The sequence below is a fragment of the Streptomyces sp. NBC_01618 genome, assembly GCF_045209435.1.
In the GTDB taxonomy this organism is placed as follows: domain Bacteria; phylum Actinomycetota; class Actinomycetes; order Streptomycetales; family Streptomycetaceae; genus Streptomyces.
Map to the genome: position 1 here is coordinate 4423819 of NZ_CP109297.1, position 18650 is coordinate 4442468.

Consider the following 18650-nt stretch of genomic DNA (forward strand, 5'->3'; position numbering starts at 1 on the left):
TCAAGTCGGTAGAGCTTCACCCACAGTTCGACTGCGGTTTTGTCAATGCCGCTGAGCTGTCCGTCGACTGACTGCCCGTCGCCGTGGCCACATCCAGTCGTGGCCCGGTGGGCAGCATGTCCAGCAGCCTGGACGGCACGGCCTGAGCGTGACCGCCCTTCAGGCCCAGCCGCTCCACCGCGGTGGCGTCCGGCAGCCGGTACTTCACACCGATGTCGGTGACCAGGTACGTGGTGGTGCCGCGCACCCCGCCGCCGGCACCGAGCGCCTGCACCAGCGCGCCGCCGTCCGGGCGGACGGCGACCCCGTCCACCGGCAGGCAGGCCCGCGCGATCTCGGGACCGGTGGCCGGGGCCGGGGCACTTCCGGTCTCCTGCACCAGGGCGAGACGCACCCGGGGGGCGGTGCCCTCGGGCTGGATCTGGGCGCAGAGCGCCGAGCCGGTGGCGATGGTCCGCAGGGCCGGGGCGCGGCCGGGCCAGTCCGCCGGGTCCGTCGCGGTCTTCCCGGCAACGGCCTGCCGCCGGGTCAGCTCGTCGGCGGTCAGCGTCAGCGGCTTCGGGGCCCTGCCCTGGTAGGCCTGGCTCGCGGTGCGGTCGTCGCCGAGCACGAGGGCCGCCGCCACAGCGGTGAGCGGGCGCAGCCCGGCCTTCTCCAGCAGGAAGTACTGCTTGGCGGTGCCGGGAGAGGAGAGCGCGAAGACCTGACCCACCCGGGCCGTCGCACCGGCGACCCGGCCCGTCGCCGTACCGCGGCCGTCGACCTCGGGGGCCACCAGGTCCGCGCCCGCGGGCAGGCTGTCCAGGAAGGCGGCCGAGACGGGGGCGGGGATGGCGCCGGAGTAGCCGAGCGACTGCAGGGCCCCGTGTCCGCCGATGCGCATCCGGTGTTCGCCCCAGAGCAGGTACTTCATCCCGTCCGGGCCCTTGACCAGCACACTCTCCTGCCTGCCGGGGAAGTCGCCGTCGGCCGGGAAGCCGAGGCGCAGGGAAGTGCGGGCCTTCCGGTCGGCGCCGTCGGGGCCGGTGTGCTGCGGCTCGTCGGCGCAGACCTGCCAGGCGCCCTTCTCCAGGTCACCGGGACCGGGCAGTGAGTCCGGGGCGCCGGGTATGCCGATGGGGGTGCCGTGCGCCTCGCCGCGCAGAGAGGCCCCGGAGACCGTGACGGTGCCCAGCTCCTTCTGCGAGATCAGGCGTGCTGAGGCGTAGTTGCGTACGGGGCGGAGTCGGCCGTCCAGGTACAGGTAGCGCGTACCGGTGTCCTTCTGCACGATCAGCGCGTCCGCCGTGCGCCAGGTCTTGGTGCCGGTCGGGGAGATGAGCCCGAACAGCAGGAAGCCGACGACGAGCACCACGCCGAGCCCGATGCCCCAGGCCAGGCCGCGGTTGGTGCGGCCGACGGGGCTCTCCGGGGCGTCCGGGTCGTGGCGCAGCATGCCGCCGGTGAGCCGGCCCATGACGAACATGTGGGCCTGGACCTGGTCTTTCCTGGACTGCATGCCGTGCCCCCGTCAGCCGGAAATGGCGCGCAGGTCGCCGTAGACGCCGAGTACCCACAGGGCCAGCGGGATCAGTGCCACCGCCGCGCAGGTGTGCAGGATGTCGCCGGCCCGGCCCCAGTGGGGCAGGACCCGGCGGCCGGGCACCGTCCAGGAGGTGATCGCCGCGATGCCCGCGAGGGCGAACAGGGCGGCGAGCAGGACCGGACGGTCTTCGGGGGAGAGCTCGGCTCCCTCGGTGAGGGCCGCCAGGACCAGTCCGTACAGGCCGGGCAGGAAGACCGCCGGGCGCTGCCAGACGTTGCCGATGGCACGGGAGTGCAGCAGCAGGAGCAGGCAGAGGACCCCGGCGGTGACCCGGGCCGGGGTGCCCGGGTCGTCCAGGAGCAGTGCGGTGAGCACGGCGGCGCAGACCAGGCCGACCGCCACGTACAAGGCGGTCATCCACTCCTCGGCCAGCGCGGTGCGGCCGACGACGTGCCCGTGCGGGTGCGGGTCGATGCCCTCCTGCAACTCCTCGGCGTTGGAGGGCAGGACGGGCAACCGCAGCCCCGACAGCCGGAAGGAGAGCCCGGGGACCAGACCGCCGACGGCGACGGTGAGCACGCCCACCACGCTCGCCGCGTGTCCGAAGCCGACGTTCAGGGTCAGCATCAGCGTCCCCCACACCGCCCCCGCCAGGGCGATCACCGCCATCGACAGCAGCAGTGGGACGAAGGCCGCCACCGCGGCCACGGCCAGGACCGCACCGCCCACGGCCGCGGCGGACGCGGCCAGCAGGCGGGCGCCGGTCAACTGCCCGCCGCCGTCCGCCTCGCCGACCGGCAGCAAGGCGCCGGCCAGCGCCAGGTAGGGCGACACGAAGACCCCGAGGGCGGCTCCGGCGGCCGAGTCCCCGACCGCGCGGGAGGCCGCGGCGGCACCGAAGAGAACCAGCAGTCCCGCGACGCCGGCGACGGCGGCCCGGGCCGGTCCCTCCCCCCCGGGCAGGGCGCAGACCACCCAGCCGGCGGCGAGCAGCAGCGCGGCCGAGGTGCGCAGCAGCCAGCGGCCGGTGCGGCTGTCCCAGCCGTGGGGGCGTTCGCGCATGGTGCTGGCGACCCCGTCCACGAGGTCGTCGAAGTGGATCGCGGGCAGCGCGTCGACGCGGGGCCGCAGATGGAGCGTCTCCCCGTCGCGCAGGGACAGCACCTCGGGGGTGCTCTCCTCGTCCAGCGGTTCCTCGCCGAGCCGTTGCAGCACCCAGCCGCCGTGTTCGATTCCCTGCTCCGCGAGTTCCTCACCGGCATGGTCGAGAAGGGTCGGCAGGAGGTCGGCCAGGGGGACGTCGACCGGCACCGCAAGGTCGAGCAGACGCTTGGGGGTCTTCACTGTGAGTCGGCACAGACCGGGGCTCGATATGCCCGAAGTTTCCGTCATGGCGGGTGGCCGCACCTCTCCGAGGGGCCGGGGTACCGAAGTGGGGAAGCGCACATTACCTTGGACAACACGTCAGGTCCCAGGCCCCCCGGGCCGTTTGACGGCCCGTTGCTCGCGCTGGCCGGCGGGGAGCGGTCCGCACCGGCGGAACACCGCGCGAGCGGCCTGAGGACCGGACGCGACGAGCCCCGAGGAGACACCCAGCGTGAGCACCGTTCTGTTCCGCCGTCCCGCCCGCCGGCGCGGTCCCGACATGCCCGACGGGGAACTCAGCCTCCAGGAGCCGCCCACGCTGCCGGAGGCGGAACCGAACACGTCCGCCATGTGGACGTACCTGCCGATGGGTCTCACCTCGCTGGCGATGCTCATGATGTTCCTGCGCCCCGGCCAGGCGACCGCCTTCAGCTACATAGCCATCGGGCTGATGCTGCTCTCCTCCGTGGCCATGATCCTCGCGCAGCTGATCCGCACCGCCGGTGAACGCAAACGCAAACTCAAGGGGGAGCGGCGCGACTACCTGCGCTATCTGACGCAGATGCGCCGCAAGATCCGCGTCACGGTGGGCGCCCAGCAGAAGGCCCTGGCCTGGCGCCATCCGGCACCCGCCGCCCTGTGGGCGCTGACCGGCACCAGCAGGCAGTGGGAACGCCGGCCCTCCGACGACGACTTCGCCGAGGTGCGGGTGGCGGTCGGCGACCAGAAGCTCGCCGTGCGTCTCGCGCCGCTCGCCACCAAACCGGTCGAGGACCTCGAACCGCTCTCCGCGCACGCCCTGCGCAGTTTCATCCGCGCCTACGGCACCGTCTCGGACCAGCCCATCGCCCTGTACCTGCGCGCCTGGTCACGGGTGGTGATCCGGGAGGAGGGCGAGGACGAGGAGCGGGCCCGGGCCCTGCTGCGGTCTCTGATCGCCCAACTGGTCACCTTCCACGCCCCGGAGGAGCTGAACATCGCGCTCTGCGTGAGCGACGAGCGGCGCGCCGCCTGGGAGTGGCTCAAGTGGCTGCCCCACGCCCAGCACGGCTACCAGCGGGACGGCGCCGGTCAGGCCCGGCTCGCGGCGGCGGACTTCCAGGCCCTGGAGGAGCTGCTGGGCGCCGACTTCACCCAGCGGCCGCCCTTCGACCCGGAGACCCCGCCGGGGCGCGACGAGCCCTTCACCCTGGTCGTGGTCGACGGCGGGGCCGTGCCCTCGGGGCACCGCGTCACCGGGCCCGGTTACCGCAACACCGTGCTGGTGGACCTCGGCGGGGCCCTCGCCTGGAAGGCCGCCCGGGGCACGCTGCGGCTCCGCCTCGACCAGGAGGGACTGCACCTCGTCCGGACTGATCGCGACCGCAAAGAGCAGGCCACTCTGCTGGGGCAGCCGGACAGCCTCGGACCGGCCGCCGCCCGCGGACTGGCCGCGCGGCTCTCCCCGTACCGGCTCGGCGGCGGTGTCACGGCCTCGGAGCCGTTCGTCACCGACACCGAACTGACCACCCTGCTCGGCATCCCCGACCTGCGGCGGCACGAGCCCGCCCGGCTCTGGCGCCACCCCGTGGAGGGGCGCGGACGGCTGCGGGTGCCCATCGCCGTCGGCGAGGACGGCACGTCCGTCGAGCTCGACATCAAGGAGTCCGCCCAGGGCGGCATGGGCCCGCACGGCATGCTCATCGGCGCGACCGGCTCCGGCAAGAGCGAGCTGCTGCGCACCCTCGTCCTCGGACTGGCGCTCACCCACTCCTCCGAGACGCTCAACTTCGTCCTCGTCGACTTCAAGGGCGGCGCCACCTTCCTCGGCATGGACGAGCTGCCGCACACCTCCGCCGTCATCACCAACCTCGCCGACGAGGTCGCCCTCGTCGGCCGCATGCAGGACGCCCTGCACGGTGAACTGATCCGCCGTCAGGAACTGCTGCGCAAGGCCGGCAACTACGCCTCCCTCCTGGAGTACGAGCGGGCCCGCGCCGCCGGGACGCCGCTCGCGCCGCTGCCCAGCCTGTTCGTCGTCGTCGACGAGTTCAGCGAACTGCTGGCCGCGCACCGCGACTTCATGGAGCTGTTCATCATGATCGGCCGGCTCGGCCGGTCGCTCGGCGTACACCTGCTGCTCGCCTCCCAGCGGCTGGAGGAGGGCCGGATGAACCAGCTGGAGGGCCACCTCTCCTACCGCATCGGTCTGCGTACCTTCTCCGCCATCGAGAGCCGCGGCGTCCTCGGCGTCCCCGACGCCTACCACCTGCCCTCGCAGCCCGGCAGCGGCTATCTCAAGAGCGGCGTCGAGGCCCTGACCCGCTTCCGGGCCGCCTACGTGTCCGGCTCGTACAAGGCGCCCCGCCGGGGTGCCCGCCGGGAGCAGATCGCCCGTCAAGTGGTTGCCTGGGGAACCGAATGGGTGGTGCCCCACACCCTGCCGGCCGCTCCCGACCCGGAGCCCGAGACCGAACCGGAGACCGAGGAGAGCCTGCTCGGCCTCGCCCTGGACCGGCTGCGCGACAGCGGACCGCCCGCCCACCAGGTGTGGCTTCCCCCGCTGGACACCCCGCCCAGCCTCGACGCCCTGCTGCCGCCGCTGACCCCGGACCCCGACTTCGGGCTCACCGTCGCGGGCTCCCCGGACCGCGGCCGGCTCCGCGTTCCGGTCGGCCTCGTGGACCGTCCCTTCGAACAGGTACGGGACCTGCTCACCGTCGACCTCTCCGGCGCCGGTGGCCACGTCGCCGTCGCGGGCGGACCGCAGAGCGGCAAGAGCACCCTGCTGCGCACGTTGATCTGCTCCCTCGCCCTCACCCACTCCCCCCGCGAAGTACAGTTCTACTGCCTGGACTTCGGCGGCGGCGCCCTCTCCTCGCTCGCGGGCCTTCCGCACGTCGGCGGGGTCGCCGGGCGCCTGGACCGGGAGCGGATATCCCGCACCCTCGCAGAGGTCACCTCGCTGCTCAACCGGCGCGAGCTGTTCTTCCAGGAGGAGGGCATCGACTCGATGTCCACCTATCGCAAGCGGCGCGCGGCGGGTGAATTCGCCGACCAGCCCTTCGGGGACGTCTTCCTCGTCGTCGACGGCTGGTCCACGGTGCGCAACGACCTCTTCGACGACCTCGGTGTCTTCGGCGAACTGACCGCCCGCGGCCTGAACTACGGCGTCCACCTCGTGATCGCCACCTCGCGCTGGGTGGAGGTGTCCGCCGCGCTGCGCGACCAGATCGGCACCCGGCTCGAACTGCGCATGGGCGACCCCATGGACTCCGCCATCGACATCCGCAAGGCCGGTACCGTACCCACCTCGCCCGGCCGCGGTCTCAGCCCCGACAAGATGCACTTCCTCGCGGCCCTGCCCCGGATCGACGGGCAGGAGCAGGCGGAGGACCTCTCGGAGGCGCTCGCCGACCTCGTCGAGGCCGTCGCGGAGAGCTGGGACGCCCCGTCGGCGCCGGCGGTACGGATGCTTCCCACTCACCTGCCCGCCGCCGAACTCCCCGCCTCCGACCGGGCACTGCGTGTGGCAATCGGCCTGGACGAGGTGGAACTCGCGCCCGTCTGGCACGACTTCGGCCAGAGCCCGCACCTCTACCTGGTCGGTGACACCGAGAGCGGCAAGACCAGTGCGCTGAGGCTGCTGGCCCAGCGGATCATGGCGACCCACAGCCCCGACGAGGCGAGCTTCCTGGTGGTCGACTACCGCCGGGAACTGATCGAGGCGATCCCCGAGGAGTACCGGCTCGGGCACGCCGTCTCCGCGGACCCGCTGCGTGAGTACGTGGACGGTGTGGCCCGCGCGATGGCCGGACGGCTCCCCGGCGAGGACATCTCCCCGGCCCGGATGCGCCGTGCCGACTGGTGGAACGGGCCGCGCCTCTTCGTGATCGTCGACGACTACGAGATGGTCGGCTCGCCCTTCGACGGCCCCTTCGAGCCGCTGCTCAGCCATCTGCCGCTCGGCTTCGAGATCGGCCTGCACATGATCGTCGCCCGCGCCTCCACCGGCGCGGGCCGGGCGGACGCCCTCGTCCGCAAGATGAACGAGGTCAACTCGTCGGCCCTGCTGCTGTCCTGCCCGCCGTCGGAGGGATACCTCCTCGACAACGTCAAGCCGCGCATCCTGCCGCCCGGCCGGGCCCAGAGCGTCGTCCGCCGCAAGACCCGGCTGGTCCACCTCGCCCTGCCCGAGCCCGGTGCGGAGACCGCCGAGGAGGAGTGAGCCGCGGTGGGCGTCAGCCGGTACCGGCTGACGCCTGCGCGGACTTCGGGAGGAACCGCGCCGTCAGGCGAGCGGCCGGCCCTCGGCGTCCAGCCTGCCCGGCCGCCAGCGGCGGCCCCGGCCCCTCGGCAGGACCAGCGCGAGGAAGGCCACCAGAACCACGATTCCCGTCGCGGCGGCCGTCACCAGATAGGCCGTCGACCGGGCTCCCGCCGTCTGAGGCGCGTGGGGCAGCCGGATCGGGTCCGCTTGCGCGGCCACTGCCGGGGCCGTGCCGCGGGCGACCCCGGCGACCGCCCCGTACGGGTCCAGCGCGGGCAGATCCCCCGGATACGCACCCGTCAGCAGCCGTTCGCGGACCTCGGCGGCGCTCAGACCGGGGTGGTAGGAGCGCACCAGCGCCGCGGTGCCCGCGGTGATCGCCGCGGCCAGGGAGGAACCCGAGGCGGTCCACTTGCCGTCGCCCACCGGGCCGGGCCCCACCAGGGCACCGCCCGGCGCGGACAGGTCGGCGTGCCGGAAGGCCGGTGCGGACTCCGGCCGTGTCCCCTGCGGCCCGGTGTCGAGCACGGCGAGGGCCTGGGCCGGGGCCACCGGGGCAGGGGGCGCCTCGGACGTGCCCGGCGGTGCGCTGTCCGCCGCCGCCGGCACGATCACCAGGGCGTCCTTCGCGCGGGCCACGGCCATCGCCTCGCGCACCCGCCGGTCGGAGCCGTCCATCGGAACGGCCACCGTGATGACGTCCGCACCGGCCTCGGCGGCCTCCCGCACTCCGGCCGCCAGCCGCTCCGCGTCCGGCTCGCCGCGCTCCCCGGTGCCCCGCACGGCCAGGATCCGCGCCTCCGGCGCCACCCCGGAGAAGCCCTGGCCGGACAGCGCGGCCCCGGCGACCAGCCCCGCCTGGAAGGTGCCCCGGCCCACGCAGTCGTCGCCCGCCGCGCCCCGCACCCGCACCCGGCCCGCGAGCACGGCCGGCTCGTCACTCACCCCGGTGCCGACCACCGCCACCGTCACCCCGCGCCCCCGCGACAGACGCCACACCTGGTCCAGCCCCAGGGCGCCCCGGGTCCACGGAGCCGCCGCCGTGTTCTTGCCCCGCACGGTCGTACAGCCCTGGCCCTCGGAAAGCCGGTCGGGCATGCCGGGCAGCGTGGTGCCGCCGTCCTCGGCGACGCGCGCCACGGCGAGGGGAGCCGGTCCGGCCAGCGCCGCGAGGGCGGTGACACACAGCAGCAGACTGGTACGGCGACGCATGGCACGTCCTCGGTTCGGGCCGCCGCCGGGCGGGGCGGGGGCTTCTTCTCGGTCGCGTACGGGGCCGGCCCGTACGCTCAGTTCTCGCGCAGGTCCTCGGGCAGCAGCAGCCGCAGATCGTCCAGGCTCGGCGCGGCCACGGCACTGAGCCGACGCGCCTGCCGGGTCATCATGGCCTCCAGCGTCTGACGCGCCAGACGGGCGTTGCCGAAGGTCCGGCCGCGCGGGATCGCCTCGAAGTGCGCCCGCAGCGCCGAGGCCGCCCCCGGGGCACACTCGTAGCCGTTGTCCACCGCGCTCTGGCGCACGATGGTGACCAACTCGTCCGAGGAGTAGTCCGGGAACTCGACGTGCCGGGTGAAACGCGAGGCCAGACCCGGGTTGGAGTTGAGGAAGCGGTCCATCTCCTCCGTGTAACCGGCCACGATCACCACCACCTCGTCACGGTGGTCCTCCATCAGTTTCAGCAGCGTGTCCACCGCCTCCTGGCCGAAGTCGGAGGAGGAGCCGGCCGCTCCGGGCGTCAGCGTGTACGCCTCGTCGATGAAGAGGACACCGCCGAGGGCGCGTTGGAAGACCTCCTTGGTCAACTGCGCCGTGTGTCCGACGTACCGGCCCACCAGGTCCGCCCGGGCCACCTCCACCAGCTGCCCGCGCGGAAGCACACCCAGGGAGGCCAGCAGCTCGCCGTACAGGCGGGCCACCGTGGTCTTTCCGGTACCGGGCGGGCCGGCGAACACGAGGTGGTTGCTGATCCGGGGGGCCGGCAGCCCGGCCGCGGCCCGGCGCCGCGCCGTCGCCAGCAGGTTGACGAGGTCGCTCACCTCGCGCTTGACCGCGGCCAGACCGGTGAGCGCGTCCAGGCGCAGCAGCGGGTCCTGGTCGTCCGCGGCAGCGGCGGCCGGGGGGAGGCCCACGTCCTCGGCGGTCAGCAGCGTCAGGTCGCGCTCGCCGACATCGCCGCGGGCGGCGAGCCGGGACGCCTGCCGGTCCACCATCTCCTCGAAGACCTTTCGCGCGGTGCGTCCGTTGCCGAAGCCGGCGTCACGGGGCATCCGCTCGAAGTGCGTGTGCAGCGTCGAACGGGCCTCCCCGTCCAGCTCGTAACGGTGGGCGGAGCACATCCGCTCCACGATGGTGACCAGTTCCTGCGAGGTGTAGTCGGAGAACTCCACGCTGCGGGTGAATCGCGAGGCCAGCCCCGGGTTGGAGGCGAGGAAGTCCGTCATCTCCTTCGGATAGCCGGCCGCCACCACCACGACGTCCTCGCGGTGGTCCTCCATCAGTTTCACCAGGGTGTCGATCGCCTCCCGGCCGAAGTCCGCCCCCGAACCGGCGGAGTCCGACAGGAGCGTGTACGCCTCGTCGATGAACAGCACCCCGCCGAGCGCCTTGTTGAAGGTCTCCGTCGTCTTGATCGCCGTCCCGCCGACGATCTGCGCGACGAGATCGGCCCGGGAGACCTCCACCAGATGGCCCGAGCGCAGCACCCCGAGCGAGGCGAGGATCGAACCGTAGAGGCGGGCCACCGTGGTCTTACCGGTGCCCGGGGGGCCCGCGAAGATCAGGTGGCGGCTCATCGGCGGAGCCGGCATGCCGAGACCGGCCCGGCGCTGCGCCATGCGGTTCAGGTTGATCAGCGTCAGTACCTGGTCCTTGACGTCGTCGAGGCCGATCAAGGAATGCAGCTCCGTCACCGCGCCGCTCTCCGCGTCGACTTCGGCAGCGGTCACGACGGCCGCCCCGCCCGGCAGCCGGCCGTCGCCGGCCGCCGCCGCGTCGGCGGCGCTGCCCCAGGCGTCCGGGGCGCCGTTGTCGGCGCTCGTCAGCTGTTCCACGGCGAGCCGGTCGCCGGGCACGGACTGGCGCAGCCCGCTGCCCCGGTTGTCCCGCAGGGTGCACCCGATCACCGAGACCGGATCCAGGCCCTCCACCCGGACCCCGTCGGCGGCCGAACCGGTCACCTCGCAGGAGTTCAGGGACGCCCGCGCGCCTGCCGCGATCAGCACCCCGTGCTCGCCCGCGTCCCGCACCCGCGTCCGGGCCGCCGTCAGTTCGCCCTGCTCCTCAACGCGGACCCCCGCGGCCTGACAGTCACTCACTTCGGTGTCGCGCAGGGTCACCGTGCCGAGGGCGCCCACGTGCACACCGGTGCCCTTCGTGGACAGCAGCCTGCCCTGCCCGACGTACAGGTTCCCGTGCCCGGACACGTGCAGTCCCGCGCCCTCGGACTCCTCGATCCGGCAGTCCTCCAGCCGGCCGCGGCCGTCCCCCAGGACCTCCACTCCGTGCGACGCGGAGCGCGCCACGGTGGTGCGCCGCAGCAGCGGATTGGCACTTGCGCGGATCAGCACCCCGCTGCCGCCGCTGCCGACCACCTCCAGCCGGTCGATCTCCGCGGCGGAGTCCTCCTCCAGCAGCACGCCGATGCCCTCCGGCTCACGGACCGCGGTCCCGGTGAGCACCGGGGACGAGGAGTCGGTGACGCGGATCGCGGAGTCCCGGGCGGCGACGAACACGCACTCCTCGAACAAGCCGCGGCTGCGCTCCGTCACCAACAGCCCGTGCCCCGCGGTCCGTTCCGTGCGGCAGCGGCGCAGGGTGGGCGAGGAACCGGCGCTGACCACGAACCCGTGTCCGGTGGTGTTCCGTACGGTCACGTCCTCCAGGACGGTTGCGCCAGTGGTGCTCATGAACACGCCCACCACCGAGTCCGTCACGGTGGACCGCGCCACGGTGACGGTGCTCTCCTCCTCGGCGGCGACGCCGGGCTTGTCGGCGGCGGAGATCTCGCACGTCTCCACCAGCACCTGGGCGCGGCCGTTGGCGAGGACGCCGTTGCCGCGCGCGTCACGGAGTCTGCTCGCGCGCACCGAGACGTTGCCCCGCTCGCCGGCGACCACGGCGGAGGTGCCCAGGTGCTCGACGACGCACTCCTCCAGGAGGCTTTCCACCGCCGAAGTGGACACCACCCCGGCGCCCTTGGGGTTCTCGATCCGGCACTGACGCACCGCCAGCGAGCCGGTGCCCCGGGCGAACAGCGCCGCCCAGGAGGCGCCGTACACATCGCACCGGTCGAGCAGGAGCTGCCCACGCGGGACGTCCACCACCGGCAGTTCCTCGTCGTGGCCCCGCAGGACAAGGGAGTTGACCATGGCCGAGTCGCAGGCCAGGGTCAGCGCCGAGCCCCTGCGGGGGGCCAACTCCACTGTGCCGCGGCCCTCGGTGGTGGTCAGTGTCAGGGAAGTGGCGAGCGTGAGGCTCTCCTCGTAACGCCCGGGGGCGATGCTGATCACGGCTCCGGTGCGGGCCATGCGGAGAGCCTCGGAGATGGTGCGGCAGTCGCCCGCCCCGTCCTGCGCGACGGTGAGCAGCTGGCGTGACACGTTCTGACCTCCCGGGCGCCCCGACGTCGTTCCGCTGTACGGCGTCCGCTCGCTCCCGGGGCGTGTGGAACTGATGTGCCCATCATGCCTTCCGGGGCGGACGGCCCGCCACTGTCGTCCGTGAGGAAACCGGTGGTGAGAACCGTCCGTGCGGAACCGTCCGTGAGGAATCCGGAGGAAGCGAGCCGAAGGGGAGGGGACCGGCCGCCGCGGCGGGAACAGGGTTCCGCGCCGTCCGGTGTCCGCATTCCGGCCGAGGCGACCGATCATGGGCGATTTGTCGCATCCTCGAGCTGTGAAGCGAACCGGCGTGCTGAACGGAACGATCCGGTCAGTGCCGCCCTGCCAGCCGGTCCGCGGCCTTCGCGATGGGGTCCGTGCCCGGGCGGGGCGAGCTGAGTTCGCGGCGGTCGGCGGCCCGGTAGGCGGCGTACATGCCGCGGACGCCGAGCCAGCGGAAGGGTTCCGGCTCCCAGCGGCGGACCTTGTGGTTCACCCACGGCAGGGTGGTCAGGTCGGTGGGACCGGACTGGCCGGAGTCCTGCTGGATCAGGTCGCGCAGGGTCCGGGCGGCGAGGTTGGTGGTGGCGACGCCCGAGCCGACGTAGCCGCCTGCCCAGCCGAGGCCGGTGGAGCGGTCGAGGGTGACGGTGGCGCACCAGTCGCGGGGGACGCCGAGGACGCCCGACCAGGCGTGGTCGATGCGGGCTTTGGCGGTGGTCGGGAAGAGGCGGACGAGGATGTCGCGGAGGGCCTCGATGGTGGCGGGCTGGGTGCGGCCGTCGTTGTCGGTGGCGGAGCCGTAGCGGTACGGGACGCCGCGGCCGCCGAGTGCGATGCGGTCGTCGGCGGTGCGCTGGGCGTACATGTAGGCGTGGGCCATGTCGCCGAGGGTTTCGCGGCCGTCCCAGCCGATGGTGTCCCAGACGGACCGGGGCAGCGGCTCGGTGGCGATCATCGAGGAGTTCATGGGGAGCCAGGTGCGCTTCTGGCCCTTGAGGTTCGCGGTGAAGCCCTCGGTGCAGCGCAGGATGTACGGGGCGCGGACCGTGCCGTACGGGGTGTGGGCGTGTTTGGGCCTGATCTCGGTGACGGGCGTCGACTCGTGGATGGTGACGCCGAGCGCCTCGACGGCGGCGGCGAGGCCCTTGACGAGTTTGACCGGGTGCAGGCGGGCGCCGTGCGGGGTCCAGGTGGAGCCGACGGCTCCGGTGACGTTGACGCGTTCGCCGGTCTCGCGGGCGCCGCGCAGGACGCGGTCCTTCTCGCCGAAGGCGATCTCCACGGAGTGGAAGTCCTTGAGCCGGGCCAATTGGGCAGGGGTGTAGGCGACTTCGAGGACACCGCCCCGGTGGATGTCGGCGTCGATGTTCTCCTCGGCAGCCACGCGGACGACTTCGCCGACGGTGTCGTTCATCGCCTGCTGGAGGCGTACGGCGGCTTCGTGGCCGTGGAGTTTCGCGTAGCGGTCGCGGCCCGCGATGCCGTTGTAGAGCCAGCCGCCGTTGCGCCCGGAGGCGCCGTAGCCGCAGAACTTGGCTTCGAGCAGGGTGATGTTGAGGAAGGGGACGGCCTTCTTCAGGTAGTAGGCGGTCCACAGGCCGGTGTATCCGCCACCGACGATGCAGATGTCGGCGGTGGTGTCGCCGGGCAGGGGTTCCCGGGGGGCGGGGGTGCCCTGGTCCGCGTACCAGAACGATATGCCGCCGTTGGCGGTGCTGACGGTGCTCATGTTGCCCCTGCTTTGTCCGGTGTGACGCCGTGGTTGCAGCTGTTCCCTCTGGGGCGGGAGATTACTGTGCCGGAGGGGTTTTCGTCTGCGGCCGGGACCGGGACCTCACCAGTGGGTAGCAGGCCAGGCCGATGAGTACGGAGGTGAAGTGGCCGAGGTCGGTGAAGGTGCGGCCGGTGATGAGCGGGACGTCGTAGAAGACGACGACGGCGAAGAGATACACGTACCGCCAGGGCGGCGGAACGCGGTACGTGAGGACGGCGACGACGCCCGCGAGCGCGTAACTGACCCCGACGTCCAGTGTGTTGGCGGCGGACTGCGGTACGTGGCCGTGCCGGATGGTCCAGACGAGGACGCCTTCGCTGACGAGGGTGGCGAGGACATGGGCGGCGATGACGACGGCGAGCCAGCGCAGGGTGCCGAGCCAGCGTTCGGCGTTGGCGTGGAAGACGGTGTAGAGGACGGCGTAGGGCACCCAGTGGCCGCTGTCGATCCAGAAGGCGCTGGCGATCAGTACGCGTACGGGGTCCCGGGAGAGTTCGTGGATGTTGGTCGAGCGCTGGCGCAGGAAGTCCTCTTCGAAGTCCGGTGGCATCTGGTGGATGAGGACGGTGGTGACGAAGAGCGCGGTCAGCCAGATGTAGGTGCCCGGTGCGCTGCGGATCCAGGAGCCGGCGCTGCGGATCCACGAACCGGCGGTGGTACGGCGCCGGGTGGGCGGGGCGGGGCTGCTCGGAGTCATATCCGATTGACGCACGGCTCTACGATCGTCCGTGTGATCGACATTCCGGACGAGCTGATCGAGACCCGGACCGCATACAACGGAGCGGCCGGCCGGGCCTTCGTCGCGGCGCTGCCGGGGCTGGCCGCCGGGTTCCTGGAGCGGTGGGGGCTCCGGCGGGACGGTGCGGCGTTCTATGGGGTGTGCGCGCTGGTGCTTCCGGTCGTGCGGGTGGCGGACGGTCGCCGGGCGGCGTTGAAGCTGCAGCCGGTGGACGAGGAGACGGTGGGGGAGCCGGTCGCGCTGCGGGTGTGGGGCGAGGCGGGCGCGGGCGCCGTGGAGCTGCTGGACCACGACGCGGCGACGGGGACGCTGCTGCTGGAGCGGCTGGACGGCCACCGCTCGTTGAACGCCGTGGCGGACGAGCGGGAGGCGGCGCGGATCCTGGCGGGCCTGCTGGCCCGGCTGTCGTCCGTCCCGGCTCCGGCGGACGTTCCGGCTCCGGCATCCGTTCCGGCTCTGGCGTCCGTTCCGGTTCCGGCGGGCGTCCCGGCTCCGGCGGACCGGGGGCTGCGGGGCCTCGGGGACATCGCGGCGCGGCTCCTGGATGCGGCGCCGGGGGCGGTGAGGGAGCTGGCCGACGCGCAGGAGCGGCGGCTGCTGGCGGACTGCGCGGCTGCGGTGCGGGAGGTCGCGGGGGAGCCGGGGGACCGGTTGCTGCACTGGGACCTGCATTACGGGAACGTGCTGGCCGGGACGGAGGCGGCGCACCGGTGGGTGGCCATCGACCCGAAGCCGCTGGTCGGCGATCCGGGGTTCGAGCTGCTTCCGGCGCTGGTCAACAGGTTCGACGCGGCGGCGGTGCGGTGGCGCTTCGATCTGATGACACAAACGCTGGGTCTGGACCGGGAGCGGGCTCGGGCGTGGACGCTGGGGCGGCTGCTGCAGAACGGCCTGTGGGACGTGTCGGACGGGGCGCGGCGGCTGGCGCCGCAGCAGACCGAGATCGCCCGGCAGCTGCTGGGGCGGGCGTAGCGGGAATATCGCCCGTGCTTACGCTGCCCTCATGATCCGTACCGCAACCCCTGCCGATGTCCCCGTCATCCACGCCATGATCCGTGAGCTGGCCGACTACGAGAAGGCCCTGCACGAGGCGAAGGCCACCGAGGAACAGCTGCACGAGGCACTGTTCGGCGAGCGGCCCGCCGCGTACGCGCACATCGCCGAGTCGGACGAGGACGGCGAGGCGGTCGGCTTCGCACTGTGGTTCCTGAACTTCTCCACGTGGCGCGGCGTGCACGGCATCTACTTGGAGGACCTGTACGTACGTCCGGAGCGGCGGGGCGGCGGCCACGGGAAGGCACTGCTGACGGAGCTGGCGCGGATCTGCGTGGAACGCGGCTACGAGCGTCTGGAGTGGTCGGTGCTGAACTGGAACGCCCCGTCCATCGCGTTCTACGAGTCGCTGGGCGCCCGGCCGCAGGACGAGTGGACGGTGTACCGGCTGACGGACGGGGCGCTGGCGGAGCTCGGCGGGCGGTAGGCCGAGCGGGGGCGTTGTCAGTGGGGTGGTTCACGATGGAGGGCATGGCACGGAGCAGCAGGAAGACGGACACGATCGCAGCGGCACGGCGGCCGGAGGTGCGGCTGCCGCCGCTCGTTCCGTACGAGGGGAAAGGGCTGGAGCCCGACGGGGACTACGACGGGCTCTGCTTCGAGGGGACGGATCTCGCGGACGAGCCGGGTCCGGGGGCCCGGTTCATGGACTGCGCGCTGGACGGCTGCGCCCTGGACCGTACGGAGCTGGTCAGGTCCCGCTTCATCGACTCGGTGCTGACGGGCGTACGGGGCGTGGGCACCGATCTCGCCGGGGCGTCACTGCGTGACGTGGAGGTGGTGGACGCCCGGCTGGGCGGGGTGCAGCTGCACGGTGCGGTGCTGGAACGGGTGCTGGTGCGCGGCGGGAAGATCGACTACCTGAATCTGCGGAAGGCGCGGCTGAAGGACGTGGTGTTCGAGGGCTGTGTGCTGTCCGAGCCGGATTTCGGGGATGCGCAGCTGATGCGGGTGGAGTTCCGTGACTGTGTGCTGAAGCGGGCCGACTTCAGTTCCGTGCGGATGGAGTCGGTGGACCTGCGGACGGTCGCGGAGCTGGACATCGCGCGCGGGGTGGAGCGGCTGGCGGGTGCGGTGATCAGCCCGGCGCAGCTGATGGAGCTGGCACCGGCGTTCGCGGCGCAGATCGGGGTGCGGGTGGAGGCGTAGCCAGGGGGTCAGACCCGGGGGAAGCGGGCCTGGAGGTCCCAGATCACGGGGTTGTCGGCGAGCCCCTCGTGCATGTCGGCGAGGTCGGCGATCAGATCGTGCAGGAAGTCTCGGGCCTCGCGGCGCAGCAGCGAGTGACTGAAGGTGAGCGGGGGCTCGTCGCCGGGCATCCAGTCGGCCTCGACGTCGACCCAGCCGAAGCGGCGCTCGAAGAGCATCCGGTCGGACGACTCGGTGAAGTCGAGCTCGGCGAACTGCTGCCGGTGCGAGCGGTTGCCGCGCGGGTCCTGGTCGATCTGCTCGACGATGTCGCACAACGCCCACGCGAAGTCGAGCACCGGCACCCACCCCCAGGCCGTGGACACCTCGCGGTCCGCCTTGGTGTCCGCGAGGTAGACGTCCCCGGAGAACAGATCGTGCCGCAGAGCGTGGACGTCCGCGCGGCGGTAGTCGGTCTGCGGGGGATCGGGGAAGCGTCGGGAGAGGGAGTAGCCGATGTCGAGCACAGTTCGATGGTGCCATGGCCGACGGCCTCTTCGTTCCGCAAGGGTGAGCTACGACAGCAGCCGCTGCTCCTTCGCCACGGCGACGGCGCCCGCGCGGGTGTCGACGCCGAGTTTGTCGTGGATGCGGCCCAGGTGGGTCTTGACCGTGGCCTCGCTGATGAACAGGACGCCGGCGTCGCCGTCCTCGCGAAGCAGGTTTCCCGCCGTGCCGACGTACCGGCGCTCCGGGGTTCCGCCCCTGGGCCCGGCCTAGGATCACAGGCGTGAACCAGCGAACACCGGTACGCCGCACGGTCCGCGCCGCCGCCCTCGTCCTGCTGGTTCTGACCACCTCCACCGGTTGCGGCGGTGTCCCGGGCACCCCCGGGGCCGCCGGTCTGCGCGACCCGTACTTTCCGAAGCTCGGCAACGGCGGCTACGACGTCACGCACTACGGCCTCGTCCTCGACGCCGATCCGGCGGCCCACCACCTGAGCGGCACCGCCACGATCACCGCGCGTGCCACCCAGGACCTCAGCGCCTTCAACCTCGACCTTGCCGGGCTCACCGTCCGGTCCGCGACCGTCGAGGGCCGCCCCGCCGCCGTCAACCGGGCGGGCCACGAGCTGACGCTGCGCCCCGACGCCGACGTCGCGGACCGGCTCCGCAAGGGCAGGACGTTCCGTACGGTCGTCCGTTACTCCGGCACTCCGCAGGCCCTCACCGACCCCGACACGTCGAAGGAGGGCTGGCTGAGGACGGCGGACGGATCGGTCGCGCTCGGCGAGCCGACGGGCTCGATGGCCTGGTTTCCCGGCAACAACCACCCGAGCGACAAGGCGTCGTACGACATCACCGTCACTGTCCCGAAGGGTCTGACGGCCGTCTCCAACGGCGAGCTGACCTCGCGCAGGACCGCGGGCGGCACCGCCACGTACCACTGGCACGTAGCCGAACCGATGGCGAGCTATCTCGCGATGGTCGCCATCGGCCGTTTCGACACGAAGACGTCGACCACCCCGGACGGCATCAAGGTGTTCAGCGCCGCCGACGCGAAGGTGGCGGCGGGGAGCGCGCGGATTCTCGCCCGGGTCCCCGAGGTCGTGAAGTGGGAGGCGGAACGTTTCGGCCCGTACCCCTTCTCCGCGACGGGGGCGGTCGTCGGGCGTCCCGGGGACTCCGGGTACGCCCTGGAGACCCAGCACCGGCCGTTCTTCCCCGGCACGCCGGACGCCGGGCTCCTCGTCCACGAGATGTCCCACCAGTGGTTCGGGGACTCCGTCACGCCCGAGAGCTGGCGGAACATGTGGCTCAACGAGGGCTTCGCGACCTACGCGGAGTGGCTGTGGGAGGACGACAAGGAGGGCCGGCCGGTCCAGGGCCGGTTCGACGCGGCCTTCGAGGACGACGACAACTGGGCCTTCCCGCCCGCCGATCCGCCGACGGCCGCGGACATCTCGCACGCACCGGTGTACGGGCGCGGGGCGATGGTCATCCACAAGATCCGGCAGGCTGTGGACGACGACGAGCGTTTCTTCGCGCTCGTCAAGGGCTGGACGAAGGCCCACCGGCACGGCAACGCGTCGACCGCCGACTTCACCGCGTACGTGGAGAAGACGACCGGGCAGGATCTGACGGAGCTGTGGAACACCTGGCTGTACGGGAAGAGCCGGCCCGCCTCGAAGGACTGACCGGCTCCCGGAGTACCGC

12 protein-coding genes and 1 pseudogene are annotated in these 18650 nt (G+C 72.6%); 5 read left to right on the plus strand and 8 right to left on the minus strand.

Translation table 11 applies throughout. From position 1 onward, the window contains the following. Window positions 1–16 precede the first annotated feature (16 nt). Window positions 17–1498 carry a type VII secretion protein EccB gene (gene eccB, locus OH735_RS20620; protein ID WP_406382979.1) on the minus strand — a complete coding sequence of 494 codons (1482 nt, stop codon included), beginning with the start codon at window positions 1496–1498 and terminating at the stop codon, window positions 17–19. A 12-nt stretch (window positions 1499–1510) separates the two neighbouring features. Then, window positions 1511–2917: a type VII secretion integral membrane protein EccD gene (gene eccD / locus OH735_RS20625; RefSeq protein ID WP_406382980.1), complete on the minus strand. Its 1407-nt coding sequence runs from the start codon at window positions 2915–2917 to the stop codon at window positions 1511–1513. A 205-nt stretch (window positions 2918–3122) separates the two neighbouring features. Between eccD and eccCa the strand changes: the two genes are divergently transcribed. Further along, window positions 3123–7097: a type VII secretion protein EccCa gene (gene eccCa, locus OH735_RS20630; protein WP_406382981.1), complete on the plus strand. Its 3975-nt coding sequence runs from the start codon at window positions 3123–3125 to the stop codon at window positions 7095–7097. A gap of 63 nt (window positions 7098–7160) precedes the next feature. Here the strand turns inward: eccCa and OH735_RS20635 are convergent, their stop codons facing one another. From OH735_RS20635 to OH735_RS20650, 4 genes are all read right to left on the minus strand, one after another. Further along, window positions 7161–8351: a S8 family serine peptidase gene (locus OH735_RS20635; RefSeq protein ID WP_406382982.1), complete on the minus strand. Its 1191-nt coding sequence runs from the start codon at window positions 8349–8351 to the stop codon at window positions 7161–7163. Between the two features lie 77 nt (window positions 8352–8428). Further along, complete coding sequence (locus OH735_RS20640; protein WP_406382983.1) at window positions 8429–11737, minus strand: right-handed parallel beta-helix repeat-containing protein; 3309 nt, start codon at window positions 11735–11737, stop codon at window positions 8429–8431. Window positions 11738–12068: 331 nt separating this feature from the next. After that, window positions 12069–13469, minus strand: a complete 1401-nt coding sequence (locus OH735_RS20645) for an NAD(P)/FAD-dependent oxidoreductase (RefSeq protein WP_406382984.1) — start codon at window positions 13467–13469, stop codon at window positions 12069–12071. A gap of 61 nt (window positions 13470–13530) precedes the next feature. Beyond that, window positions 13531–14211, minus strand: coding sequence for a rhomboid-like protein (locus tag OH735_RS20650; RefSeq protein ID WP_406386656.1), 681 nt, complete (start codon window positions 14209–14211; stop codon window positions 13531–13533). A gap of 24 nt (window positions 14212–14235) precedes the next feature. Between OH735_RS20650 and OH735_RS20655 the strand changes: the two genes are divergently transcribed. From OH735_RS20655 to OH735_RS20665, 3 genes are read left to right on the plus strand one after another with little or no spacing between them, the layout of a single operon-like run. Further along, entirely contained in the window at window positions 14236–15225 is a 990-nt protein-coding gene (locus tag OH735_RS20655) for an aminoglycoside phosphotransferase family protein (RefSeq protein WP_406386657.1), read from the plus strand. 31 nt (window positions 15226–15256) lie between these two features. Then, entirely contained in the window at window positions 15257–15733 is a 477-nt protein-coding gene (locus OH735_RS20660; RefSeq protein ID WP_406382985.1) for a GNAT family N-acetyltransferase, read from the plus strand. A gap of 44 nt (window positions 15734–15777) precedes the next feature. Then, complete coding sequence (locus tag OH735_RS20665; protein ID WP_406382986.1) at window positions 15778–16455, plus strand: pentapeptide repeat-containing protein; 678 nt, start codon at window positions 15778–15780, stop codon at window positions 16453–16455. Between the two features lie 8 nt (window positions 16456–16463). Here OH735_RS20665 and OH735_RS20670 read toward each other — a convergent pair whose 3' ends face one another. Together OH735_RS20670 and OH735_RS20675 are read right to left on the minus strand one after the other, a co-directional pair. Then, window positions 16464–16961, minus strand: coding sequence for a hypothetical protein (locus tag OH735_RS20670; RefSeq protein WP_384449338.1), 498 nt, complete (start codon window positions 16959–16961; stop codon window positions 16464–16466). 48 nt (window positions 16962–17009) lie between these two features. Further along, window positions 17010–17135 (minus strand): annotated as a pseudogene (locus OH735_RS20675) (LuxR C-terminal-related transcriptional regulator); the annotation flags it as partial. Window positions 17136–17224: 89 nt separating this feature from the next. On the opposite strand from OH735_RS20675, the gene OH735_RS20680 reads away from it, so the two are divergent. Further along, on the plus strand, window positions 17225–18631 hold the full coding sequence (locus tag OH735_RS20680) for a M1 family metallopeptidase (protein ID WP_406382987.1): 1407 nt from the start codon (window positions 17225–17227) through the stop codon (window positions 18629–18631). Window positions 18632–18650 lie beyond the last annotated feature (19 nt).